This window comes from Reinekea sp. (genome assembly GCF_046710285.1).
Taxonomy (GTDB): Bacteria; Pseudomonadota; Gammaproteobacteria; order Pseudomonadales; family Natronospirillaceae; genus Reinekea.
Genome location: NZ_JBKEGY010000026.1, coordinates 23,109 through 47,500 on the forward strand (window position 1 = coordinate 23,109; position 24,392 = coordinate 47,500).

The window sequence follows — 24,392 nt, forward strand, 5'->3', positions numbered from 1 at the left end:
TTACTAAGCATACCTATGAGGTTTAATTCGCATCGAATTTTAGTTGAAATAAACTAAGGTCGAATGGTGATGTGAATTGAACTGCGCACAATAGTCACACCGTTCATAGATCGACCCACACAACAAAAATTCGGGGGCAAAATGTCTGAATCAATATATCCAGTACCTGAGAGTGCTAAAGCAAGAACCACAATGACGAATGATCGTTATTTAGAAATGTATAAGCAATCCGTTGAGGATAACGAAGGTTTTTGGGCCGAGCATGGCAAAAGACTGGAATGGTCTAAACCTTACACACAAGTTAAAGATGTGAGTTATGACAAGACAAACCATCGTATTCGTTGGTATGCCGATGGTGAGTTGAACGTCGCTGTTAACTGTATTGATCGCCATTTAGAAACAAAGGGTGACCAAACGGCCATTATTTTTGAAGGTGATGATCCAAGTGAATCAATGAACATCACCTACCGAGAGTTACACGCGCATGTTTGTCGTATGGCGAATGTTTTAAAATCGTTGGGTGCTAAAAAAGGTGATCGAATTACCCTTTACATGCCGATGATCCCAGAGGCTGCTTATGCCATGCTGGCCTGTACCCGCATTGGTGCCGTTCATTCGATTGTATTTGGTGGTTTCTCACCGGAAGCATTGGCCGGTCGTATTGTTGATTGCGATTCAAATATTATTATTACGGCAGATGAAGGCTTGCGTGGTACTAAAAGCATTCCATTGAAAGCGAATGTTGATAAGGCGCTTGCGATTAAAGGCACTGATTGTGTTAGCTCTGTTTTAGTGGTTAGACGCACCGGTGGTAACATCGCTTGGGCCGATGGCCGTGATGTCTGGTATCACGATCGTTTTGATACGGTTGAGTCAGATTGCCCAGCAGAACCAATGAATGCCGAAGACCCGTTATTTATCCTTTATACTTCGGGCTCAACAGGGACGCCTAAGGGTGTTCTGCATACGACGGGCGGCTATTTAGTTTATGCCTCTATGACACATGAGTATGTGTTCGACTATCAAGAGGGTGAGGTGTATTGGTGCACGGCCGATGTCGGCTGGGTAACAGGGCACAGCTATATTGTTTATGGTCCGTTAGCCAATGGTGCAACAACGCTGATGTTTGAGGGCGTACCTAATTACCCAGGTCCAAACCGTTTCGCGCAGATAGTCGATAAACATCAAGTTAATGTGCTTTATACCGCGCCGACGGCGATTCGTTCATTAATGGCAACAGGCGATAAAGCAATAGAGGGCGCAGATCTATCTTCTTTGCGTTTGCTTGGATCTGTAGGTGAGCCAATTAACCCTGAAGCCTGGGATTGGTATTACAAGAAATTTGGTCACAGCCAATGCCCAATTGTTGATACTTGGTGGCAAACTGAAACCGGCGGTATTCTAATTACACCTTTACCGGGTGCGACCGATTTAAAACCTGGCTCTGCTACGAGGCCGTTTTTCGGCATCATGCCAGCATTGGTCGACAGCTTGGGTCGTGAACTGGAAGGGGCTGTTGAGGGTAACTTAGTTATTTTAGACAGTTGGCCTGGCCAAATGCGCAGTGTTTACGGTGATCATGAGCGATTCATTCAAACCTATTTCAGCACCTATCCGGGTACTTATTTCTCGGGCGATGGCGCACGTCGTGATGAAGATGGCTATTACTGGATAACGGGTCGTGTCGATGATGTCTTGAACGTTTCGGGGCACCGCCTAGGAACGGCTGAAATTGAAAGCGCGCTGGTGGCTCACCCTGCCGTATCAGAAGCCGCGGTTGTAGGTTACCCGCACGACATTAAAGGCCAAGGCATTTATGTTTACGTCAGTCCAATGGCAGGCATTATGCCGACCGATGAGCTGACGCAGGAACTAAAAGCGTGGCTTCGTCAAGAGATTGGCCCAATCGCAACGCCAGACTTAATTCAATGGGCGGACGGTCTACCGAAAACACGTTCGGGTAAAATAATGCGTCGTATTCTACGCAAAATTGCCGCGAATGAGTTCGAATCACTAGGAGATACCTCTACCTTAGCCGACCCATCCGTAGTCGACACCCTAATCGACGAGCGCGAAAACCGCTAAGCGAAAACCCACCTAAGGCGGCAATCTAACCCAAAAGATCGCCGCCTTTGCAATGATTTCTCAGGAGCGCTCGAAGCCTTGCGGAGACGCGAAAAAACCAACCAAAACTCAGTACCACTTAACGCATAGGCGAAAAATTACCCTTGAGTGGTCGCTGTTCGCGCCTCCATGCGCCGCTAAACTTCGGCATCCATGCCTCAGATTTCCACTCAAGGCTAATTCCCCGCCTAAGCTCACTTGATCGCCGCTTTTGTAATGATTTCGTAGGAGCGCTCGAAGCTTTGCGGAGACGCGAAAATACCAACCAAAACTCAGTACCACCTAACGCTTAGGCAGCAAATTACCCTTGAGTGGTCGCTGTTCGCGCCTCCCTGCGCCGCTAAACTTCGGCATCCATGCCTCAGACTCCCACTCAAGGCTAATTCCCCACCTAAGCTCACTTGATCGCCGCTTTTGTAATGATTTCGTAGGAGCGCTCGAAGCTTTGCGGAGACGCGAAAATACCAACCAAAACTCAGTACCACCTAACGCTTAGGCAGCAAATTACCCTTGAGTGGTCGCTGTTCGCGCCTCCCTGCGCCGCTAAACTTCGGCATCCATGCCTCAGACTCCCACTCAAGGCTAATTCCCCACCTAAGCTCACTTGATCGCCGCTTTTGATTTTCCCCCGCAGCTTGAAGCTAGCAGCCCAAAACAAGACAGTTTTAATATTTTCACTGGCAGCTGACAGCTTCCCAAACCTAAAACCGAATTTAGTTCGCCAAAACCAACCTTAAACCTTGTACTGGCGGTTGATATGCGTACAATTGCTCGGCTGTGAAACACGCCCTATTAGGAGAACACCATGGCTCGCGTTACAGTTGAAGATTGCCTAGACAAGGTTGATAACCGATTCGAACTTATTATGGTCGCCAGTAAGCGTGCCCGTCAGATTGCGAATGAAGGCTATGAAGCCTTGGTTGATGAAGAAAATGATAAGCCAACCGTTATCGCGTTGCGTGAAATTGCAGAAGGCAAAATTAATGCCTCTATCTTGGAAGTAAAAGAAGACTAATTCACTAGTTTTTAAGCTTTCTTTAAAAGTCGAGTCTGTCTCGGCTTTTTTGTTTTTTCGCCTAGCCTATTGCCGTTTTTCAGATCAAGGTTACACTTAACTCTTGTAAACCCATAAAGTACTGAGTTAATTTACCTTGCCTACCGTCCATGATCTTGCTGTTCGATTAGAGTCTTATTTGTCACCGGAGAAAATTGCCCGTGTAAAGCGTGCCTATTTCTACGCGGAACAAGCTCATGAAGGTCAAATGCGTCGCAGTGGCGAGCGCTATATTACCCATCCTTTGGCGGTTGCCAATATTCTTGCTGAAATGCACATGGACCACCACAGTTTAATGGCTGCGATGTTACATGACGTTATTGAAGACACGGCGGTGTCTAAAGCCGCCATTTCAGACCAATTCGGGGCTGGCGTTGCTGAGTTGGTTGATGGTGTTTCTAAGCTGACTCACTTGGAATTTGAGAGCAAACTCGAAGAGCAGGCTGAGAATTTTCAAAAAATGGTCTTGGCGATGTCCAAGGATATTCGTGTGATTTTGGTCAAACTGGCTGACCGCTTGCACAATATGCGCACGATGGGCGCGATGCCGCCAGAGAAAAAGCGTCGTAAATCACGCGAAACCTTAGAGATTTATGCTCCCATTGCCTTACGCTTAGGCATTAACGACTTGCGTGTCGAGCTTGAAAATTTAGCTTTTGATAATATGTACCCTTTACGTTCCCGGCGAATTCAGTCGGCGATGAAGAAGCAACTGGGTAATCGAAATGCCACAATCGAGAACATTCAAGAGGCGCTTACTAAGCGTCTAGCCGATGAAAATATTAATGCAGATGTTTCTGGCAGGCAAAAACACCTCTATTCTATTTACAACAAAATGCGCGAAAAACGTAAGACTCTAAATGAAATATTAGATGTATTTGCGTTTCGGATTACGACAGATTCGGTCGATTCTTGTTATCGAATTTTGGGTGTCATCCATAACTTCTATAAACCTATCCCTAATCGCTTTAAAGATTATATTGCTGTCCCAAAGACCAATGGTTATCAAAGTTTACACACCACCTTGATTGGGGCGAATGGGGTGCCTATCGAAATTCAAATTCGTACTAACGAAATGGAGGAGATGGCAAACTATGGTATTGCGGCTCACTGGCTGTATAAAACTGATGATTCTCAAAGCACGCAAACCCATGCGCGAGCTCGCCGGTGGGTTAAAAACCTGTTGGAAATGCAAGAACATGCGGGTGATTCGATGGAGTTTATCGAAAACGTCAAAATTGACTTATTTCCAGATGAGATTTACGTCTTTACGCCAAAAGGTGAAATCATGGAGATGGCCAAAGGGGCTACACCTGTCGATTTCGCCTATGCCGTTCATACCGATGTAGGTAATTCGTGTGTAGGCTGCTTGATTAATCGTAAATTGGCACCCTTAAGCCAGCCGCTGAGCAGTGGTGATTCTATCAAAATTATCAGCGCACCTGGTGCAAAGCCAAATCCTGCTTGGCTGAATTTTGTTTCTACGGCAAAGGCGCGTTCAAATATCCGACATTTCTTAACCAATATTGAGCATCAAGAAGCCGTTGCGTTGGGTCAAAAGATGCTGGATAACCAGCTGCGAGCGTTTGATAAGAGCTGGGGAGACTTTAGCGAGGAAGAAATCGGTAAAGTATTGATCGATTTCAATTTAGAAACGGTCGAACAACTTTATGGTGAAATTGGCACCGGTAACCGAGCTGTATATATCGTTGCGCGGCGTTTACTGGAGCTGGTGAGTGATGCCAACGTTGCAGGTGATACCTCTGCGATGACGATAAAAGGTACCGAGGGTTTATTAATTCAATACGGAAAGTGCTGCCGACCTATTCCTGGCGATGCGATTGTGGGCGTTATGTCTAAAGGTCAGGGCATGGTAGTACATATTGAAACGTGTCGAAATATTGCTGATCTTCGTTACGACACCGAGCGATGCGTACCTTTACATTGGGATAAATCAATGGAAGGTGAATTTGCGGTTGACCTACGCGTCGATTTGAAAAACTCACGCGGCGTTTTAGCCAGTGTTGCTAATGCGGTATCCTTAGCAGATGCCAATATCGAAAGTATCCAAATGATGGACATAGATGCTTCGACTTCTCGTATAGATGTGACCGTTGCAGTGACCAGCCGTGTGCATTTGGCGCGAGTTATCCGGCGTTTACATGGGCTGCCTGCTGTAGCGAAGATTGAGCGAAAATAACTTTTCAAGATTCCGTAAACGCGGTTAATCCCTCGTTAATTACCTGCTATCGTTGCGCACAGTCAGCGCGTATTCAGTTTTGCCCTGCCATAATCCCGTCCGCAATGAAGAGATAAATAGATGAATAAGATAAAGGCATTTGTGCAATCCCCGTTTTATTGGCTTGCTGTTATCGCGGTTGGCTTCGGGCTTGAAGGTGTAGCGTTGTTTTATCAGCATGTTTTAAATGAACCGCCTTGTAATTTATGTATCCAAGCGAGAGTTTGGACATTGTTGGGTATTATCGCTGCAGGCCTAGGCTTAGCCGTTCGTCGTTTCTTCTATATTCGGATGGCGGCACATCTTGCTGTCGTTGTTTCGTTGATTGGCTTATTAAATCGCAGTTGGATAGCTATGTTGGTTGAACGCGGCCAATATGAAGGTACTTGTGGTATGGATCCCGGTTTTCCAACGTGGTTACCATTAGATAAATGGTTCCCGAATGTCTTTGAAGTTTGGACGATGTGTGGTTATACACCGAATTTCATATTCGGGCTGACAATGGCTGAAGGATTAGTCTATGGCGTTTCTATTTTGTTGTTTGTTGCCATTGCTGCAGGCCTAGTAGATGTACTAAATAAAGACTAACAGCACATTAAATGAAGGACGCACGTATGAAATACTTTACCCTTTTTAGTATCGCTATAATCTCTCAGCTGTCCCTGTTGCAGGCGGAGTCACTTGAAGTCGATTGGCTTTATATGTCTCCATCAGGAACCTGGTTAGAGCGCAACGAAACACTGACAGAGACTAAAACACCTTTAGCGTTACCCATTGATAATCTCAACCCAGATTTGTTTTGGTGGCAAAGTACTGATGCGAAAACTCAGGTGACTTGGCAGTCGCCCTTTGCACAAGGTTGGCCAAAACAAGGGGATGTTGTCAAAAGCGATCAGCTCACAGGCGATTGGCTCATTGAAAAAGTTCAACCGCAGCATTTAGTTTTAGTTCAAGAGTCAGAACGTCGCTTTTGGCCGATGGCTCAGATACATCTATTGCAGTGGTCGCAAAGTGAAGCGGACAAGTCATTTGAATTATTAATTGAGCAACCGACTAACAAAACAAATCAATTTCAATATGCTTGGCAAGACGGACAGATCAACGCCAGGGTTACCTACCGGTTATCTTTAACCGACGAGCCGGTGCTGAACCAATCATTAATTGTATCGAATAACAGTCAATACGACTTAACAGCCAAAGGCTATAGTTTTGCGATGAATCAACAGCGACCGTTTGCCGTGATGCATGAAATGGTTTCTCGGGCGCAGTCAGATATGGCAACCCCGCAAGCTTCTCAAAGTGAAGGCATCCCGACACTTGTTGGCAATAACCCCGTGCAATTGAACGCTCAAGCTAATTTATGGCTGCCCGTTTCTGCGACGACGTTATCCAGTGTTGAACGGATCTATTCGCTCACTTGGGATACTCGAATGCAAGGTACGCAGCAAGCTAATAGTGCGGTAAAAATCACATCGGCGGATGTTTTACCTGATATTCCAGGTTCGATCACTTTGGGCGTGTTTGATCAGCAAATTGCAACACTAAGCAGCCAGTATCAGCCAAGCTCAGACCATGAAGCGATATTGAATTTAGGTCAAAGTACATTAGTCACTTTAGAATCGAAGGTCGTTGGTGAAAATCAATGGTCGTTAATTGTGACAAACCGAACCGATGAAGACGCAACACTGGATCTTTTGATTTCTCATTGGAACGGCAAGACTAGTGAGCAAATCCCGATGCCAATCAAAGTGAAAGCAAATGATATGAAAAAGGTGGCTATTCAATTAGGAGTCGGAGGGAAGGTTACTATCGGTAAGAAGTGAGATCAGGGCGCCGGGTGTCGTTGCTATGCAAGCATACGACAGCCAGCCCGCGCGCCCTTTTATGGGGAAGCCCCCCATCACAGGTGTCTGACTTGCATCACTGCAAGGGACAAGTGGAAAGATAGTCTTGATTCCTTAAAAAGACAGCCAAAGTTACAAATTGCCACACTATTGTTGTCGACCACTGCTATGAACATTGTTTGTTAGCCTAAATTGTCGTTAATTTGACGGTTGTCTGTTTTTTTCAATACCATCTTGTGAAAAATGCGATATCCAAAAGTACATTAAGAATTGTTATTGTGCTTAAAAACCTTACACTTCTCGCGACTATATTCTGTCTTCGTTCAAAAGGAACTATTTCAATGGCGCTCCATACGGTAGAAAAGATTGGCGGTACTTCAATGAATAATTACCCGGCGGTTCGGGATAACATTGTGCAAATTACACGCAAACCTACCGACATGTATCAGCGTATCTTCGTTGTTTCTGCTTATGGCGGTCTCACCAATAAATTATTGGAACACAAAAAGAATCGCGAACCGGGTGTTTATGGCTTGTTTGCTAACAATGATTCCGATTGGCAGTGGAGTGAATCACTTACCGATACTGCGAAAGCTATGCGCGAAATTAATGCAACTCTATTTACTGCGCCGCACCTTTTGAAACAAGCAGACCAGTTTATTACTGAGCGTATGGAAGGTATTCGTTCTTGTTTGTTAGATTTACAGCGCGTTTGTTCATACGGGCACTTTCAAATCAATGAGCATTTAGCAACGGTAAGAGAAATGTTAGCTGGAGTTGGCGAGGCGCATTCAGCATTTAATACGGCTTTGCTGTTACAAGTAGAAGGTATTAACGCGCGCTTTGTTGATCTGACCGGTTGGCGTGAACCTGATAATTTGGATTTTGCGGAAAAAATTGCAACGGTCTTTGCGCGCTATGATTTAGCAAGTGAAATGCCAATAGTGACTGGTTATACCCAATGCAAAGAAGGCTTAATGCAGACTTTTGATCGAGGCTATTCTGAAATCACCTTCAGTAAAATTGCCGAGGTAACGGACGCTCGCGAAGCTGTTATCCATAAGGAATATCACTTATCAACAGCCGATCCGATGGTGGTTGGAGAAAACAATGTTCACCCTATCGGGCGTACTAACTATGATGTTGCTGATCAGCTGTCCTTAATCGGGATGGAGGCAATTCACCCTAAGGCGGCTAAAGGTTTACGAAAAAAGAATATTCCGCTGCGGATCAAAAATACGTTTGAACCAGAGCATGATGGCACCCTAATTACTAATGACTATAAAAGTGAAACACCGCGCGTAGAAATCATTGCCGGTATTCCAAATGTCTATGCATTTAATGTGTTTGATCAAGACATGGTCGGTGAGCCAAAGCAGTTGCTTGAATTACAGCGATTGGTACAAGAGTTTAATGTGCCTTTGCTAGCCCAAGAACATAATGCCAATACCGTGACATTTTATTTAGATACTGGTTTGAAAGTGATTAAGCGTATTCAAGCTCGTATTGAGCGCCATTTTCCTCATGCGAAAATGAACAGCCGCAAAGTAGCGATGGTCTCGGTCATAGGCTCAGATCTAAATGTGACTGGCATTCTTGCGCGATTATCGACAAGTTTAGCAAAAAAAGAAATTAACATTATGGCGATCTACCAAAGTATTCGCCAAGTAGATGTACGTATTGTGGTCGCAGAAGACCACTATGAGGCGGCCATTGCTGCCTTACATTATGCGCTAATTGAGAGTGAAGGTTCAGCAACTGAAAAAACCTTAGCGACTGCTTAAAGTTTAACTGAGGTCGCCGCAGACTTGATTTCGACCGGCACTTTTAGCCATGTTTAAGCGTTGGTCGGTTTCAAAGAGTAACTGCTCTAAGCTTTTATTGCGCTGCCACATATGCACACCGGCACTGACCGTAATTGGTGGTGCTTGGTTATCCCATTTCAACTCAGACACTTGTTGGCGAAGCCGGTCTAAGGTAATGACCGAATCGATCATTGATGTCTCTGGCATTAAAACTAGAAATTCTTCGCTACTATAGCGAGCACAAAAGTCAGTTTCACGCAGCGCATTCTTTAACGTCCGTGCCACCTTTGTAATGACTTCGTCTCCGAAATCATTACCGTAGGTATCATTGATGCGTTTGCAGTGATCAATGTCGATTAAGCCAATTGTAAATGCACCTCCGTACCGTTTACCGTAATTGTGCATCTGTTGCATGCGTTCTAACGCATGGCGTCGGTTATGTAGGCCGGTAACGAGGTCTCGAGCATCGGCGGTTTTGTTGTGTTGCTGAAGCTGAATGTAGTCGTTGATTAAAACGTTAATGTTGGCCAGTATAATCACTGTGACGGCTTGACCTTGCCATTGGGTTTTATCGCTTTGTACGGATAACCAATTTTGTTGCTGTGATGTTTCAATGCACAAAGGAGTAGACGCTGAAGATAACAACGTTTGGGTTGTGATGGGTTTTAATTCAAGATCCTTTATTTTAATAGCCTGTTGGCTGAGCCACGAATCAGATAAATACACACCTTCTAGTTTCGCTTCTCCAAACCACAGCTCAGCCGTTGTGTTTGCTTGTATGACCTGATTGTTCCTATCGAGTATCAGTATGCCGATATTAAGATCATGCATTGTGGCTATTAGAGTGGTGGAGGACGTTAACGCGGTGCTGTTTTTTATCATCGTCAATTCCTTTTGGCATGTGCTAAGAGTATAGCTGAAATTGTGAGCTTCACCCGTTTTAAGAATAAACGTTGTGCTAATATCTCGCCAAACTAAGGAGTATCAAAATGAATAAACAGATTATCACGCTGGCGTTGCTAATTGCCGCAGCGAACTTGCACGCGAAGACCTCTATTTATGGTGAGGCAAATGCCCGAGTACAATTCGTCAATAGCCAAGCGGGTTCTGCGTTGATCGTTGATGGCAATATGTCCGAGTTTGGCTATAAAGGTGAGCAAGCGATATCTGAACAGAGCCAAGCGAACTTTAATATTTTATTAGGCGTTGATACATTAGGGGATTGGGGACCTAATATTAAGCAAGGTTCTGTAAGTGTTACGGGTAATTACGGTGAAATAGCCGCCTTTTATGACCTTAGCCCCGTTGCAGCTACTGGCCATTATTATCAAGTGATGAAAAACGACCCAGACTCTCGCTTTTTGTTGTTAAACGGCAGCGCTGTTAATTCACCAAAAGGCGTAGGAAATGTCGATGGCTTGTCTTATCGTTCGCCTTTGATAGAAGAGCAATTTACGCTACAAGCTGCTTTAGTTCCTGCAGAGGCTGTATCGGGAAGTACAGGTGTTTCATTTCTGGGCCGGTATGATCAAGGTCCGCTTGATATCTCATTGGGCTTTGAAGTTAACGTTGAGCAGGCGCAGTCGCAATTATTTCGAGTTATTGGTGAGTATCAAACCGGCAACCTGAAGCTTGGCGGCCATGTGCAAATGTCTAGTAACAGTGATACCGATTACTCATCGCGCAGTTTGGCGGGGTTTCTGAAACTACCGATTCAGTTTGCGCAACGAGAGACAAATAATCGGATTATGATGGGTTTTAATACCGAAACTGACCCAGCCGATAACGCAATCAACCAGTTATATATTAGCTTTCTACAAGAAATTCCGTGGAATGACAAAGTGAGCAGCTACAGTTTTGTTGAAGTGTTAATGGATAACGATCTCGATGATACGACAATGTGGGGCGGCGGCGGTTTAAAAATAGGTTTCTAAATAACAACCTCACGTTTTGTTCGATAGAGTAAAGCGTGAGGTGACTTAAATTTCCAAAAAGCTCTTAACTTTGCGAAGGTTGATCAAAAAGCGTCTTAGATAAAACTTGCCAATGTAGATTCCAGTCGGCGGTTGGTTTACGTTTGAATTCACTGCGTACAAACTGGTTGATACGCCCTTCGGCAACCGTCAACAAGAGCGTTGCCGCTTGGTTAATTGGCATTATGGGCCGCAAACCTTCGCGTATTTCTGCTTCTCTAATGACTTGTTTGAGTTGCGTCTCAAGTCGATCAAAAATTTGTGTTACGCGATCACGTAAGCGCTCTAATTCGCCGGCTAGGGCATCGCCAATTAAAATCCGGCACATGCCAGGGTTTCTTTCTGCAAAGGCTAAGAGCAGCGTCAAAATAGCTTCGCAGCGTGGAAGCGCAGCCTCTTCTTCTTGTAAAATACGAGTGACGCGTGAAAACAGGGTTTCTTCAATAAACTGAATAAGACCCTCAAACATACGCGCTTTACTAGGGAAATGCCGGTACAAAGCGGCTTCTGATACACCAACTTCTTTTGCCAATTTTGCTGTGGTGATTGTTTTACCAGGGTTCGACTCAAGCATATGCGCCAAAGCCTGCAAAATTTGGTCATGCCGAGACGTTGTGGGTTTAGACACGCTCATGGTTTCCTTATGCGTTACTGATCAAGGTGCCAACACCATGATCTGAGAATATTTCTAGCAAGGTCGCATGTGGTACGCGGCCATCAATAATATGCGCACTGGTCACGCCTGACGCAACAGCCTCAAGAGCGCATTCTATTTTAGGCAGCATGCCGCCGTAAATTGTTCCGTCGGCAATCAAGTCGTTAACCTGCGCAGTCGTCAAACCGGTCAGAACTTTGCCTTGTTTATCTTGCAGTCCACTGATGTTGGTTAGCAAAACAAGCTTTTCAGCGCCAAGCTTTTCGGCCATTTTACCGGCCACTAAGTCAGCATTGATGTTGTAAGACGCACCGTCTTTACCTACACCAATCGGTGCAATAACAGGTATATAGCCACCATCAACCATACGATTGATGAAGTCGACGTTGATCGTTTCTACTTCACCGACATGGCCAATATCAATTATTTCAGAGCTTTGCAGGTCAGGCGTTTTGCGAGTTACTTTGAGTTTTTTTGCTTGAATAGAATGGGCATCTTTACCTGTCATCCCGAAGGCAAGCCCGCCCGCTTGGTTAATTAAGGACACTATTTCTTTGTTAACTAGTCCGCCTAAGACCATTTCAACAACATCCATGGTTTCGGTGTTTGTAACACGCATACCATTGATGAACTCACTCGGAATATTGAGTTTTTCAAGTAGTGAACCAATCTGTGGACCGCCGCCATGTACGACCACCGGATTAATGCCTACGGTTTTTAACAGCACGATATCGCGCGCAAAACTGGCCTTCAGAGATTCATCGACCATGGCGTTGCCGCCATATTTGATGACAACGGTTTTACCCTGAAATTTTTGTAAATATGGCAAGGCTTCGTGCAAAACTTGCACAAAATTCAAATCGTGTTTTTTTTCAATGGTCATGAATGTGTCCTGAAGCTGCAGGTGGTCTAGGGCGATGCTTAGATTGCTAGTGAATACTTACTAGCAATCTAAGTAGGCGGGATTAAAACGGAATTTGTAGTTGACTGTCAACGGCCAAAAGCTGCTGTTTGAATAATGTTTGAATTTTCTTCAATGATTCTTCGTTATCTGCTTCGAATCTGCAAGAAAGCTTAGGTCTGGTATTTGAGGCTCGAACGAGACCCCAACCATCTTGAAAGTCGACTCTGACGCCATCGATATCGGTCAACTGACCATTGCCAAACTGGCCGTTGCGCTGCAACGCTTCAACAACCCTAAATTTACGTGCGTCGGTTGATTCAATGGTTAATTCTGGTGTCGAAATATCTTGAGGCAGCTCATTTAAAAGATTATCGAGGGTTTCGCCTTGCCCGGCGATGATCTCGAGCAAACGAGCCGTGGCATAAAGGCCATCATCAAAACCAAACCAACGATCTTGATAAAAAATGTGACCGCTCATTTCACCCGCAAGTGCAGCATTTACTTCTTTCATCCGACGCTTTATGAATGAGTGGCCGGTTTTCCACATGACCGGCTTACCACCGAAGCCTAAGATGAGGTTCTTTAAACGACGCGAACTTTTCACATCAAATAATATCGTAGCACCTGGATTAGCTTGAACAACCTGCTTAGCCAGTAGCATTAATAACCGGTCGGAATAAACAACTTTGCCGCTGTTGGTGACAATGCTAATTCGGTCACCATCACCATCAAAAGCCACGCCTAAATCAGCTCGTGTTTCTACAACCGTTCGGGCTAAGTCTTCTAAGTTACGAGGATCGCCAGGGTCTGGCAGGTGATTAGGAAAGTTACCATCAACCTCACAATACAATGGCAGGACGTGACAACCAATATTTTTAATCAATTGAGGCGCAATGCTGCCGGCTATACCATTACCGCAATCGATAACAATTTTTAGAGCTCGCTCTGGTTTGACATCCGATTTTATTTTATCAAGGTAGGCGGAACTTATATCTTGAGTCATCAATTTGCCGTCACCTTTCAAGAAGTTTTGATTCTCGATTCGGTGATAAAGGCCTTTAATTTCATCTTCTATTAACGCATTACCAGCGATAACCACTCTAAAACCATTGTGATTGGCTGGATTATGGCTGCCGGTTACCATAATGCAGGTGCCGACATCTAAATGTTGGCAAGCGAAATAGCAAACGGGAGTGGGAACTTCACCAATGTCGATCACGTCACGTCCGCTGCTGCGTAAGCCGCGTATTAGGGCTTGGGTTAATTCAGGGCTTGAGAGTCGACCATCACGCCCAACGATAACTGTTTGTTGGCCTCGGTCAAATGCTTCTGAGCCTACAGCAATACCAATTTGCACCGCTGCATCGTTGGTTAGCGTTTGGCCTACTATGCCCCTGATGTCGTATGAGTGAAATAGTTCTTCGCTGACCGCAATATGATTGGTGTTGCTGTTAGCGGATTGGTTCATTCCGAGTAAATCGTTATCTGAATCCATCATTGAGACATCGAAGCTGTCATTACCATCTGAATTATATTTAGTTTCCGAAGTACCCTGTGCCACAGGTGGCGCTCCTGTTGGTAGCTTCAAACCCTTGCCAAGGCGCATGCGATTAAGGGTTTTCTCTAGGGTGCTAAAAATAGCCAGTTCAAAATCGGCCGGAGCCTGGCTTTGACCCGTTAATAAGTTCTGCACTTGGCGAGCAAAGGCGTTAGCATCTTGTCGTAAGGCGGTTTGAACACGCTGTGAGGCTAAAATAAAAGGCAGTGCCGCGATAACGGCTAAAATACCGAAAACTAGAATAAAGATGGAAGGCGATTGAATCGATGCGTAACTTAAATCATTTGAAGGTTGGAAGGTGATCGTCCAATTAATATTGTTTGAGGCCAATTTTATGACTTCATTTGAGTTTTTAGCGCCGTATGTCAGTAAGGTTTGAATCGGTGCGTTTAAAAACTGTTGCTGAACGAGTAGGTTTCCATTGCTCGGGTCAATCCCTTTTAACTGCTGTGCAAGGTAATCAATTGATTGAGAGATACTCACTGTTCCCACAATGCGCCCTGAACCATTGCGGATAGCTTTAACCGACTGCAAATAGACCACGCCGGCACTTTGATGTGCTTCGAGGACGACTTCTTGGCCTTGCTCTGCTCTGCGGATCATATCCATTGCTGCATGGCTGAAGGGCGGCGTTGCGTTAGGCTTCAGCTCTGCTTGCCTTAGCGCGAATACGTGAACGGCTAAACCATTGGGTACTTGAGAGGCGATAGCCGATTCAGCAGCCGATACGTCGGCATTTGTGAGTTGCTCAAGAACATAGTCACTAGAGGCTATTTGCTCCATTAAAATATCGTGTTGATCGAGTACGTTATTGAAATAGGCTTCATATTGTTTTGCTATTTCTTCAATGAGAATTTGTTGGTGCTCTTGGTTAACCGGATTAACTTGCGTGCGGATTAGAAAAAAGGCTCCCGCAGCGATGGTAATGGCCATGGTAAGAATTGGGACGTAGAAATAACTTAAAACGGTCTTGTTGTTTCCATCGCTTGGCGCTTGATTGGCCGCCTTTTTCTTGTTTGCAGCGAGACTCTTGGCCACATTGATATCCTTCTAAATATGCAAATCAGTGATTTAAGGTAACTTTAGCTGATCAAAAGCTAGACGTTAAGTCAGTATCGCTATTAATTAGTATTACTTAGGGTTAATTATTGCTATTCGCGCCCGGTACTACCAAAACCGCCACTACCGCGCTCTGTTTCTGTGAACTCGCTCACAATATTGAATTGTGCTTGGATAACAGGAACGATGATCATTTGCGCAATCCGATCACCTGGTTCAATAGTAAAAGGCTCTGACCCACGATTCCAACAAGAGACCATGAGTTCGCCCTGATAATCTGAATCAATGAGACCAACCAAATTGCCCAAGACAATGCCGTGTTTATGGCCTAGGCCAGAACGAGGAATGATGGTCGCAGCTAAACTAGGGTCTTCAATATAAATTGCGATACCGGTTTTAATTAAATGCGTGTCACCTGGTTGAACAATTAAGGGCTTATCAATACATGCCCGAAGGTCTAAGCCTGCAGAACCAGGGGTGCCATAAGTAGGCAGATCTATACTTTTGCCAATTTTGGGGTCGAGAATCTTTAACTGCAATTTATGTGTCATGCTTTGCTACTCAATAGTTCGGTTAAGTGGTCAATAATATGTTTGGCGATGTTTGCTTTAGAGTCAGGGCCGTACGGCTTGCTCTGTGTCTCGGTTACCCAGATGATTTCGTTTTGATCAGAGCCAAAGCCAATGTCTTGCCGTGAAACGTCGTTGGCGACGACCGCATCAACGCCTTTTTTGGTTATTTTACGGCGTGCATAATTTTCTAAGTCTTGAGTTTCTGCTGCGAATGCGATGATCGCCTTGGGTCGTACCTCGCTCTGCGCAACACCGGCAATTATATCCGGGTTCTCAACAAGCGAGACGCTCAGTTTATCGCCTTCTTGATCTTTCTTCAGTTTTTGTGCCGCACTGTTTGCAGGCCGGTAGTCAGCAACGGCTGCGGTGCCAATAAATGCATCACAATTGTTGAGCGCAGCTTGTGCAGCCTTGTTCATGTCTAGTGCGCTGATAACGTTGATTCTGGTAACGAAAGCAGGTGTTGGCAGTGAAACTGGGCCACTAATCAATATTACCTCAGCGCCAGCATTGGCGGCGGCAGTGGCAATCGCGTAACCCATTTTACCACTGCTGTGGTTACTTAAAAACCGAACAGGGTCGATGGCTTCTAGAGTTGGACCGGCTGTTATAACCACTTTTTTATTTTTTAGTGGTTTATCCTCGCTAAACAAGGCGCAAGTAAGCTGGCAAATATCGAATGCTTCAAGCATACGACCCGCGCCAATATCGCCACAGGCTTGCTCGCCTTCGGCAGGACCAAAAATATGAAGATTACTGATTCGTGTTTGTATCTCTCGCAAATTGGCTTGAGTGACCGATGCATGCCACATTTTCTCATTCATCGCCGGGGCAATGGCGATAGGCGCTTGAGTGGCAAGGCAGAGCGTAGTGAGTAAGTCATTCGCCATACCAGCATTGAGTCGAGCGATTATATCGGCTGTTGCCGGCGCTATGACAACAACTGAAGCCCATCGAGCCAGTTCTATATGCCCCATGCCAAGCTCTGCTGTTTCATCAAGCAGGGCATCGCTCACTGGGTTGCCCGTTAAAGCTTGAAAAGTTAAGGGTGTGATAAAAGCTTTGGCCGCTTCGGTCATGACGACTCGTACATGGGCACCACGTTTGATGAAAAGACGCACGAGCTCTGCCGATTTATAGGCGGCGATACCCCCTGTCACGCCCACAACCACGTTTATTCCGGTTAATTGGTTGGCCAATAAGGTATCGGTGGGCATGGTCATAAGTAATTACTCAAAAAAGTGGCTATTGCTGTTAAAGACAACAATAGTTTATTAAGTTCAATGTAAATCTGCACCTTAAGGCTAGTGGCCAAGGCGGCTATATCGCAATATAACATGCAGCGTGACAATTTATTACTCTCAAGTGAAAGGATTCACTATGTCTATTCGTGATTGGCCGGCGCAACAGCGCCCGCGTGAAAAACTCTTAGCTGTTGGCGCCCAGGCGTTAACTGATGCTGAATTATTGGCGATATTTTTGAGAACAGGCATACCTGGCCTTGATGCGGTAGGCTTATCTCAAGCTTTGTTAGATCGATTTGGTTCTTTAGGTCGGTTGTTAAAGGCGAACCAAGCTGAGTTTTGTGCAGGGCAGGGCTTAGGCCCTGCTAAGTTTGTACAGCTGCAAGCCGTTATGGAAATGGCACGGCGTCATTTATGGAGCGAATTACAAAATCAGCCTGCGCTGACTTCACCGGGTGATACTCGACAGTTTTTGCTGGCAAAGATGCGCGATCTTGATCATGAGGAGTTTGCTTGTATCTGGCTTGATAACCAGCACCAGGTACTTGCCTTTGAAACGCTCTTTAAGGGCACAATTGATTCAGCAGCAGTCTATCCTAGGGAAGTCATTAAAACCGCGCTAAAGCATAATGCGGCGGCTGTAATCATAGCGCACAATCATCCCAGTGGTATCGCAGAGCCAAGTCAGGCTGATCAACTCCTAACAGAAAAGCTTAAAAAGGCATTTTCCTCAATTGATGTTCGTTTGCTAGATCATATGGTGGTAGGGCAGGGAGTCGTGGTAAGCTTCGCAGAGCGAGGGATCTTATGATTTCCCGAAAAACGCGCGTTATGAATGGTGTTAGAGCAAAAAAGCGGCAATATTGCTTGAGCTTAGGCCCTTGTTCTGGTATAAATCGCGCCTCTTGAATTTAGGGTCACAGGTCCCAACGGTTTTAGATTGCCTAACTCGATGACGGTAAGACGCCTAAAGCTATACATCCTGTGATCCAATTTGTTTTATTAATAATGCGGTGTCACCGTCACAATTGGAGGCGACAAATAATGTCTAGAGTTTGCCAAGTTACAGGTAAGCGTCCTGTAAGCGGAAACAATGTTTCCCATTCACAGATCAAAACTAAGCGTCGGTTCTTGCCGAACCTTCACTCTCACCGTTTTTGGGTTGAAGGTGAAAAGCGTTTCGTTAAGTTGCGCCTTACTGCTAAAGGTATGCGTATTATCGACAAGAAGGGTATTGAGGCTGTCCTAAAAGACATCCGTGCCCGTGGTGAAAAAGTTTAAGGAACTATAAAATGGCTCGTGATTTAATCCGTTTAGTGAGTTCTGCAGGAACTGGCTATTTCTACACTACAGATAAAAACAAGCGTAATACTCCTGATAAGTTGGAGTTTAAAAAGTACGATCCTAAGGTTCGTAAACACGTTATGTTTAAAGAAGCTAAAATTAAGTAATTAGTTTTAGACTCTTATGAAAGCCCGGGTCTTCCGGGCTTTTTTATGCCTTGAAATCACCCATCCGTTCCATATTGGAAAGGGTCATTTTATATTAGAGGTGATGAAGTTTTGCTACAGCGCCTTAAACTCAAGGTATTAATAAACTGAGGATTCTTAGCATGATGCTAATAGCGACCCTGCGGACAGCTGTCTTTTATCTTTTTGTTGTACCGTTTACCTTTGCATGGGCTGCTGTGTTTGGTTTATTTGCCTTTCTTATTCCATACCCACTGCGCAATAAAATTGTTATAGGTGGTTGGGCTCGAGTTCTTCATTTTTTAACTGTCTTCATACTTGGCATTCGCTGTAATGTGCATGGTCGTGAGAATATCCCTAAGCAAGCGGGCGTAATAATTTCTAATCACCAGTCGGCATGGGAAACATATTACCTGCAAATATTATTTGCACCGCAATCGCAGGTGGCTAAATCTAGCTTACTTAAAATACCTATTTTTGGTTGGACGTTTTCATTGATGAGGCCGATATCCATTAACCGCGCGTACCGCCGTCAAGCCATGTCGCAGGTTATTGAGCAAGGTTCGCAGCGAATTGCCGAAGGTAGCTTCGTGTTGATTTTCCCTGAAGGCACTAGAGCTCGGCCTGGGTTTCCTCTGCCTTTTCGAAAGGGTGGGGTATTGCTGGCTAAGGAAGCGCAATGTCATGTAATCCCTGTTACTCATAACGGCGGGGAGTATTGGTTAAATGATCGGTTTGCCAAATTGCCAGGCACAATCGATATATATATTCACCCTAGTGTGAATAGTGTTGATAAAGCCGCGGATGCTTTGTTAGCGGAGGTAGAAACAACGATAACCTCAAAGCTAGATGAAATAACCAATAAAACGGGCTATACCAGCCAGCTTGAGGTAGCAAATCGCTCTTAGAAAGGCTTAAAAACGACAAGAGCGACAATGGCAAACAGCACAATGGTTGGTGCTTCGTTAAACCAGCGAAACCAAACATGACTGCGAAGGTTTTGGTCTTCTCTAAATTGCACCAGAATACGCCCGCACCAAAAGTGATAAATAACCAGGAGCACAACCAGCATGATTTTCACATGGAGCCAACCGCCCTTAAGCCAAGCCGGGTTAATCCAAGTGAGTAATGTGCCGAAAGTGATGACGGCAATCATCGACGGCGTCATAATCCCGCGATATAACTTGCGCTCCATTATTTTAAAGCGATCTCTCGATATCTGATCTTCGCTGCTGGCGTGATACACAAATAACCTGGGCAAATAGAATAGCGCAGCGAACCAAGTGATTACAAAAATAATATGAAATGTCTTTAGCCACAAATAAGCCATTAGTGCAGGTCTCCTTCGGAGGTTAGTACAGAGGTTAATTTTTGTCGGGTTACTAAGCCTATTCGGAATGCATCTAACGGCACTTGAATTGCAGATACATCCTCACCTTGGAATATTTTGATACCTTCAAGTAAAGAAGCGTCTTCGGCTAAAATGGTTATACGGCTGCGATCGGGTAGGCCTAATTGTAGAAACCCGTAAAGTGATTGGGATTGGTTCTCTGTTAAGAGGTTCCACGCCTCGATGCGTTGTGCCAAAAAGGTGTTTGTCAATAAATAGCTGGCATTGGCGTTAGACCGAAATACAAACAGCTTTTGTTTTAATTGTGTTATTTGTTCAATGTTTTCATTATCCATATCAACAGTAATGACATTAAAGTGAGTCGTGGATATTTCCGCTAGATATCTACTCGCCAGAGCGTTTCGAAGAGGATGAGTTGAAATATGTAAGCCTCGACTCGAGAGCATTGTTCGGAATATAGAAGGTTGTTGAAATAATACTTGGCAAGTAAGATTTGAAATAACTACGACAATCATGGCGGGGAACATGAGTGTGGCATCAACCGACATCTCTAATACCGCGGTTGTAGCCGCCAAAGGCGCGTGAAGTAAGCCGCTCATCAGACCCGCCATACCTAGTAGCGCATAGAGCTCAATTGGCGCATCCCCTGGCAACATTCGACCCATGAGTGCACCCAAAAATAGTCCAATGACCATTGCAGGTCCAACAATGCCAGCAGGAATGCCTAAGCCAATAGCAGACCCTGTCGCGACTATCTTGGCGAGCAATATCATTGCTAATGTCCAAAAGGCCATATCACTGGAAAGCACAAATGGGATGGTATCAAAACCAATGCCCATCGAAGCGGGTGCGAGTAATCCACAGACGCCAGAAATTAGTCCGGCAAAGAGGAAGCGCTTGTACTTCTTCACTAGGTTTAGTCTTAAAAAATAGCGAATGAGCTGGTGGAGTAACGCTGCTCCCAAGCCTGTCCCAAGGCCGAGAACCAGTAACCAAATAAAGTCGATTGAACTGCCGCTTTGAATGTGCAAATCAAACATGGCTGGGTGGTCGCCCGTTATATAGTGCGTAAATACGGCAGCGGTCACCGATGCAGCAATGACCGGAATAAAACCATTTAGACTATATTCCATGAGCACGACTTCCATCGCGAACAACACCCCTGCAAGTGGTGTGTTAAATGCTGCTGAAATGGCTGCTGCCGTACCACAGCCTGTTAGCAGGCGTAATTGGCTAGGCGTTTGGTAGAAACTGCGACCTAGCTTGCTAGCAATGCCTGACCCAATATGAACAGCAGGCCCTTCTTTGCCAAGGCTATAGCCGGAGCCAAGAGAAATTAGCGCAGCAAAAAATTGAAATAAAGTCGTACCAACGGGGATATGGCCACGGCCGCGTTGAAGGCGATCAATGACATGGGCAATCCCAACATTGTGATACTTGCTTTTAGTGAAATGAAATAACGCCAGTAGCCATAGTGCACCGATGATTGGTAAACTAAAGCGCCAAAATGGGTCTAAGCCAATAAATCCAGATTTTTGATCTTCATCAAGTAGCCCGGTGACGATATCGATGGAAAATACAAACCACGCAATAACTAAGCCAGTAGCGAGGCCAGTTAAGACACCAAACAATGACAGCAGCGCCAAGGCTTGGCTTTGCAGTAGTCTTGATCGAATGTAAGGTAAAGAAAAACGTCGCATCTTAAGTAAGTTTGCCGTACAGCGTGAAATGTATCATACCCGTTTGCACTTCAATTTGTTACATTATAGGGCTAGATTATAGCGACTTCTTAAAAGGCGAAGTGAATGGGAAGTGTTAAAGGAACCGCGGTTACTAACTTTAAAGTCGTACCTGATCAACCGATCAGAAATATTATTTTGCGTGTTATTTATGTGGCGGTATGTGTAGGCTTGGTTGTTGCGGCCTATTGGTATGGTTTTGGGCAAGGGCTGGTCGGTGAAAAGGCACTCGTTACTGAGCGTAATCAGTTGCGTGTTTCATTATCGGAAAGTCAAGCTCGTGAAGATGTACTTCGTCAAAGGGTTGCTGTATTAGAAAACGCCTCCTTTGTTGATAAAGGCTCAAATGACTCAGTGCGAACTATGAACCGCGAGTTAAGTGATCGAATAGCTGAACTCGAAGAAGAGAACGCCTTATATCAGGGTATAATGTCACCTTCACTCACTGCATCAGGTTTAACAATTCAAGAAGTTAGCCTAGGCAAAACAGTTAGTCAGAATCGCTACCGTTTCAAAGTAATGTTGACGCAAGTAGGCAATAATAAAGATTATTTACGAGGATTTGTCGGAATTAACGTTTTAGGAGTACAAAATTCTGAAATTACCGCCTATCCTCTTAAGGAGCTATCGTCAGATATCTCAGATGTCGACATTAAATTTCGATATCGATACTTTCAAGACTTTAAAGGTGAGCTAGTCTTACCTGAAGGGTTTACGCCTGATCAAATACAGGTGGTTGCACAGTCGGTCGGTAATAAATCCGCTCGAATTGAAGAATCATTTGATTGGTCAGATTTGGAGAATGACAACAATGTGGGGCAGTGAGAAGAGCGTGGGTAAAAACGTAACGTTAATTACAGCGAAAGCTGAGATACAAGGCGATATTCGCATTTCCGAGGCGCTCCAAATTGAAGGCGCAGTGAAAGGCAATATTTTAGCAGATCCTGATAGCAGTGCTGAGGTCACCATTGGCGTGAAAGGTATCGTTGAGGGTGAAATTCGAGCACCGCACGTAGTCATTAATGGCGAAGTGAAAGGCGACGTTTATTCATCTGATCATATTACGCTGAATAAAAATGCTTTAGTTACTGGCGATGTCCATTATGTCATGATGGAAATGGTTATGGGCGCTAAGGTAAATGGCAAGCTTTTGCATGTGGCCTCTGATAAAGGCAAAAAGGGTAAGGGGGAAGCTAAGGCTATCCTGTCTGGTGCCCCGGCAAAAAATACACAGCCTGTAGTCAACGAACCGACTAAATAGTTGTTGATAGTTGACTAAAATGCTCAGGTATTGATAATTCTATTTTATCTTAATTAGTTGGGTGTTCAATGTTAGACAATGTAGTTGTGTCTGATCCGCTAAATATTACTGACTCTGCGATAGAGAAAGTAGGCCGATTAGTACGAGAAGAGCAGAATGATGCGATCATGTTACGTGTTTTTGTAACGGGTGGCGGCTGCTCAGGGTTTCAGTATGGCTTTACGTTCGATGAACTCATCGCTGAAGACGATACTGTCATTGAAAAAGACACGGTTAAGTTTGTTATTGATTCGCTAAGCGTACAATATTTAGGTGGGTCTACTGTAGATTACACCGAAGGTTTGGAAGGCAGCCGGTTTTTAATTACTAACCCTTCAGCTTCGACTACTTGCGGCTGCGGGTCTTCGTTTGCAATGTAATAAGGTTTTCGCGATATTAAGTTTTGCGTTAACCGCCGCGGTGTCGGCGGAGAATCTCTCCCCCGGCATTGTTACAACTTCTCCTTATGTGGCCCAAATAGAAGCCCACACAGCAACCGAGCTCGATCATATCTTGCAGCGAGTTGATAGCATTCTAAAAGAAGAGCAGAGTTATTCTGTGTCGAGTCCAGTAGCATTGGTACTGCATGGAGCCGAAATTCAGGCGTTTCTCAAAAGTAACTATCAGCAAAACCAAGCATTGGTCGATTTAGCCGCTAAGTTAGATGCTTATAACGCTGTGGAAATTCAAGTATGTGAGACTTGGATGAGGTTAAATGGAGTCGACCATTCGCAACTCCCGCCCTTTATTAGCACGGTGCCTTATGGACCTGCCGCCGAAGCGGCCTTGGTAGATCAGGGTTACGAGTACTTTTAACGCTCCTTATTCAAGGTTGATGATTGGCATATCTGATTGGGCATAAGCCTCATCGTATACTCCTAATTGGCCACTCATGTTTGCTGCGTAAGTTTTGAAGTTATCTAAATATTCTTTTTCTAGTGGCTGAGCGTTAGGCAATTTAACCGTTTGCGGATTTTTATGTACGCCGTGCACTTGGAATTCATAGTGCAGGTGCGCACCTGTTACGCGACCCGTTTTACCTACATAGCCAATGACCTGGCCCTGTTTTACGCGATTGCCAGAGCGAGCGTACTTCGAAAACTCATTCATATGTGCGTAAAGAGTGCGAATGCCTTCGCCGTGCTGAATAATGGCAACGTTGCCGTAAGTGGCTGAATAGTAAGCTTTAACGACTTTACCATCGCCCGTTACTTTGATTGGGGTACCAATAGGTGCTGCATAGTCGGTGCCTTTATGGGCAACAATTTTATTCAGAACTGGGTGTTTCCGGTTTGGGTTGAAGTTTGACGAAATTCTGAAAACATCCAGTGGAGTTCTCAAGAAGGCTTTACGCATACTATCACCGGTTGGGTCATAGTAGTCAGTGCGGCCAGACTCATCAGTGTAACGAAGAGCGGTGATCTCACGACCATTGTTTAAAAAGCGTGCCGCAATAATAGGGCCGTCACTAAGCTTCTCTCCATCTAAATAGTTTTCTTCGT

At 44.8% G+C, this 24,392-nt stretch carries 24 protein-coding genes (1 of these 24 only partly in view); 15 read left to right on the forward strand and 9 right to left on the reverse strand.

What is annotated here, in order from left to right:
* Positions 1-141 precede the first annotated feature (141 nt).
* From acs to ACI882_RS15160, 6 genes are all read left to right on the forward strand, one after another.
* Positions 142-2,085 carry an acetate--CoA ligase gene (gene acs / locus ACI882_RS15135; protein ID WP_411744425.1) on the forward strand — a complete coding sequence of 648 codons (1,944 nt, stop codon included), beginning with the start codon at positions 142-144 and terminating at the stop codon, positions 2,083-2,085.
* 844 nt (positions 2,086-2,929) lie between these two features.
* Positions 2,930-3,139: a DNA-directed RNA polymerase subunit omega gene (rpoZ, locus tag ACI882_RS15140; protein ID WP_411743749.1), complete on the forward strand. Its 210-nt coding sequence runs from the start codon at positions 2,930-2,932 to the stop codon at positions 3,137-3,139.
* A gap of 136 nt (positions 3,140-3,275) precedes the next feature.
* Positions 3,276-5,378 (forward strand): RelA/SpoT family protein, encoded by a 2,103-nt coding sequence (locus ACI882_RS15145; protein ID WP_411743750.1) that lies wholly within the window; start codon positions 3,276-3,278, stop codon positions 5,376-5,378.
* A 120-nt stretch (positions 5,379-5,498) separates the two neighbouring features.
* Positions 5,499-6,005 carry a disulfide bond formation protein B gene (locus ACI882_RS15150; RefSeq protein ID WP_411743751.1) on the forward strand — a complete coding sequence of 169 codons (507 nt, stop codon included), beginning with the start codon at positions 5,499-5,501 and terminating at the stop codon, positions 6,003-6,005.
* A gap of 26 nt (positions 6,006-6,031) precedes the next feature.
* Positions 6,032-7,240 carry a hypothetical protein gene (locus ACI882_RS15155; RefSeq protein WP_411743752.1) on the forward strand — a complete coding sequence of 403 codons (1,209 nt, stop codon included), beginning with the start codon at positions 6,032-6,034 and terminating at the stop codon, positions 7,238-7,240.
* A gap of 362 nt (positions 7,241-7,602) precedes the next feature.
* A complete protein-coding gene (locus tag ACI882_RS15160) occupies positions 7,603-9,045 on the forward strand; it encodes an aspartate kinase (protein ID WP_411743753.1) in 1,443 nt (480 codons plus the stop codon).
* Positions 9,046-9,048: 3 nt separating this feature from the next.
* On the opposite strand, the gene ACI882_RS15165 is transcribed toward ACI882_RS15160, so the two are convergent.
* The gene (locus ACI882_RS15165) at positions 9,049-9,948 is read right to left on the reverse strand and encodes a GGDEF domain-containing protein (protein WP_411743754.1); all 900 of its coding nucleotides are present in this window, start codon (positions 9,946-9,948) and stop codon (positions 9,049-9,051) included.
* Between the two features lie 107 nt (positions 9,949-10,055).
* On the opposite strand from ACI882_RS15165, the gene ACI882_RS15170 reads away from it, so the two are divergent.
* Entirely contained in the window at positions 10,056-11,000 is a 945-nt protein-coding gene (locus ACI882_RS15170; RefSeq protein ID WP_411743755.1) for a hypothetical protein, read from the forward strand.
* A gap of 64 nt (positions 11,001-11,064) precedes the next feature.
* Here ACI882_RS15170 and slmA read toward each other — a convergent pair whose 3' ends face one another.
* The 5 genes from slmA to coaBC form a co-directional block, all read right to left on the reverse strand.
* Positions 11,065-11,673 carry a nucleoid occlusion factor SlmA gene (gene slmA, locus ACI882_RS15175; protein ID WP_411743756.1) on the reverse strand — a complete coding sequence of 203 codons (609 nt, stop codon included), beginning with the start codon at positions 11,671-11,673 and terminating at the stop codon, positions 11,065-11,067.
* A 7-nt stretch (positions 11,674-11,680) separates the two neighbouring features.
* On the reverse strand, positions 11,681-12,577 hold the full coding sequence (gene argB / locus ACI882_RS15180; RefSeq protein ID WP_411743757.1) for an acetylglutamate kinase: 897 nt from the start codon (positions 12,575-12,577) through the stop codon (positions 11,681-11,683).
* 82 nt (positions 12,578-12,659) lie between these two features.
* On the reverse strand, positions 12,660-15,194 hold the full coding sequence (locus tag ACI882_RS15185) for a phosphomannomutase/phosphoglucomutase (protein WP_411743758.1): 2,535 nt from the start codon (positions 15,192-15,194) through the stop codon (positions 12,660-12,662).
* Positions 15,195-15,307: 113 nt separating this feature from the next.
* Complete coding sequence (gene dut / locus ACI882_RS15190; RefSeq protein WP_411743759.1) at positions 15,308-15,766, reverse strand: dUTP diphosphatase; 459 nt, start codon at positions 15,764-15,766, stop codon at positions 15,308-15,310.
* Positions 15,763-17,010, reverse strand: coding sequence for a bifunctional phosphopantothenoylcysteine decarboxylase/phosphopantothenate--cysteine ligase CoaBC (gene coaBC, locus ACI882_RS15195; protein ID WP_411743760.1), 1,248 nt, complete (start codon positions 17,008-17,010; stop codon positions 15,763-15,765). Before coaBC ends, dut begins: the two co-directional genes overlap by 4 nt.
* 157 nt (positions 17,011-17,167) lie before the next feature.
* Here coaBC and radC point away from each other — a divergent pair, with 157 nt between their 5' ends.
* The 4 genes from radC to ACI882_RS15215 all read left to right on the forward strand — a co-directional run bounded on the left by radC (position 17,168) and on the right by ACI882_RS15215 (position 19,408).
* Positions 17,168-17,842, forward strand: a complete 675-nt coding sequence (radC, locus tag ACI882_RS15200; protein ID WP_411743761.1) for a RadC family protein — start codon at positions 17,168-17,170, stop codon at positions 17,840-17,842.
* Between the two features lie 233 nt (positions 17,843-18,075).
* Complete coding sequence (rpmB, locus tag ACI882_RS15205) at positions 18,076-18,312, forward strand: 50S ribosomal protein L28 (protein ID WP_411743762.1); 237 nt, start codon at positions 18,076-18,078, stop codon at positions 18,310-18,312.
* Between the two features lie 11 nt (positions 18,313-18,323).
* Positions 18,324-18,482: a 50S ribosomal protein L33 gene (gene rpmG / locus ACI882_RS15210; protein ID WP_196159139.1), complete on the forward strand. Its 159-nt coding sequence runs from the start codon at positions 18,324-18,326 to the stop codon at positions 18,480-18,482.
* A gap of 161 nt (positions 18,483-18,643) precedes the next feature.
* The gene (locus ACI882_RS15215; RefSeq protein WP_411743763.1) at positions 18,644-19,408 is read left to right on the forward strand and encodes a lysophospholipid acyltransferase family protein; all 765 of its coding nucleotides are present in this window, start codon (positions 18,644-18,646) and stop codon (positions 19,406-19,408) included.
* Here ACI882_RS15215 and hemJ read toward each other — a convergent pair.
* Together hemJ and ACI882_RS15225 are read right to left on the reverse strand one after the other, a co-directional pair.
* A complete protein-coding gene (gene hemJ, locus ACI882_RS15220; protein ID WP_411743764.1) occupies positions 19,405-19,830 on the reverse strand; it encodes a protoporphyrinogen oxidase HemJ in 426 nt (141 codons plus the stop codon). The two genes, ACI882_RS15215 and hemJ, sit on opposite strands and share 4 nt — an antisense overlap.
* Complete coding sequence (locus ACI882_RS15225; protein ID WP_411743765.1) at positions 19,830-21,551, reverse strand: chloride channel protein; 1,722 nt, start codon at positions 21,549-21,551, stop codon at positions 19,830-19,832. Before ACI882_RS15225 ends, hemJ begins: the two co-directional genes overlap by 1 nt.
* Before the next feature lie 105 nt (positions 21,552-21,656).
* Between ACI882_RS15225 and ACI882_RS15230 the strand changes: the two genes are divergently transcribed.
* The 4 genes from ACI882_RS15230 to ACI882_RS15245 all read left to right on the forward strand — a co-directional run bounded on the left by ACI882_RS15230 (position 21,657) and on the right by ACI882_RS15245 (position 23,706).
* Positions 21,657-22,415, forward strand: a complete 759-nt coding sequence (locus ACI882_RS15230) for a DUF6776 family protein (protein WP_411743766.1) — start codon at positions 21,657-21,659, stop codon at positions 22,413-22,415.
* On the forward strand, positions 22,393-22,851 hold the full coding sequence (locus ACI882_RS15235; RefSeq protein WP_411743767.1) for a bactofilin family protein: 459 nt from the start codon (positions 22,393-22,395) through the stop codon (positions 22,849-22,851). Before ACI882_RS15230 ends, ACI882_RS15235 begins: the two co-directional genes overlap by 23 nt.
* Before the next feature lie 68 nt (positions 22,852-22,919).
* A complete protein-coding gene (gene erpA / locus ACI882_RS15240) occupies positions 22,920-23,270 on the forward strand; it encodes an iron-sulfur cluster insertion protein ErpA (protein ID WP_411743768.1) in 351 nt (116 codons plus the stop codon).
* Positions 23,260-23,706, forward strand: coding sequence for a DsrE family protein (locus ACI882_RS15245; RefSeq protein ID WP_411743769.1), 447 nt, complete (start codon positions 23,260-23,262; stop codon positions 23,704-23,706). The genes erpA and ACI882_RS15245 overlap by 11 nt, the downstream gene beginning before the upstream one ends.
* A 6-nt stretch (positions 23,707-23,712) precedes the next feature.
* Here ACI882_RS15245 and ACI882_RS15250 read toward each other — a convergent pair whose 3' ends face one another.
* Positions 23,713-24,392 carry the 3' portion of a peptidoglycan DD-metalloendopeptidase family protein gene (locus tag ACI882_RS15250; RefSeq protein WP_411743770.1) on the reverse strand. 625 nt of this gene lie beyond the right edge of the window, so 680 of the gene's 1,305 nt are visible here — the last part of the coding sequence; the start codon falls outside the window, past its right edge; its stop codon occupies positions 23,713-23,715.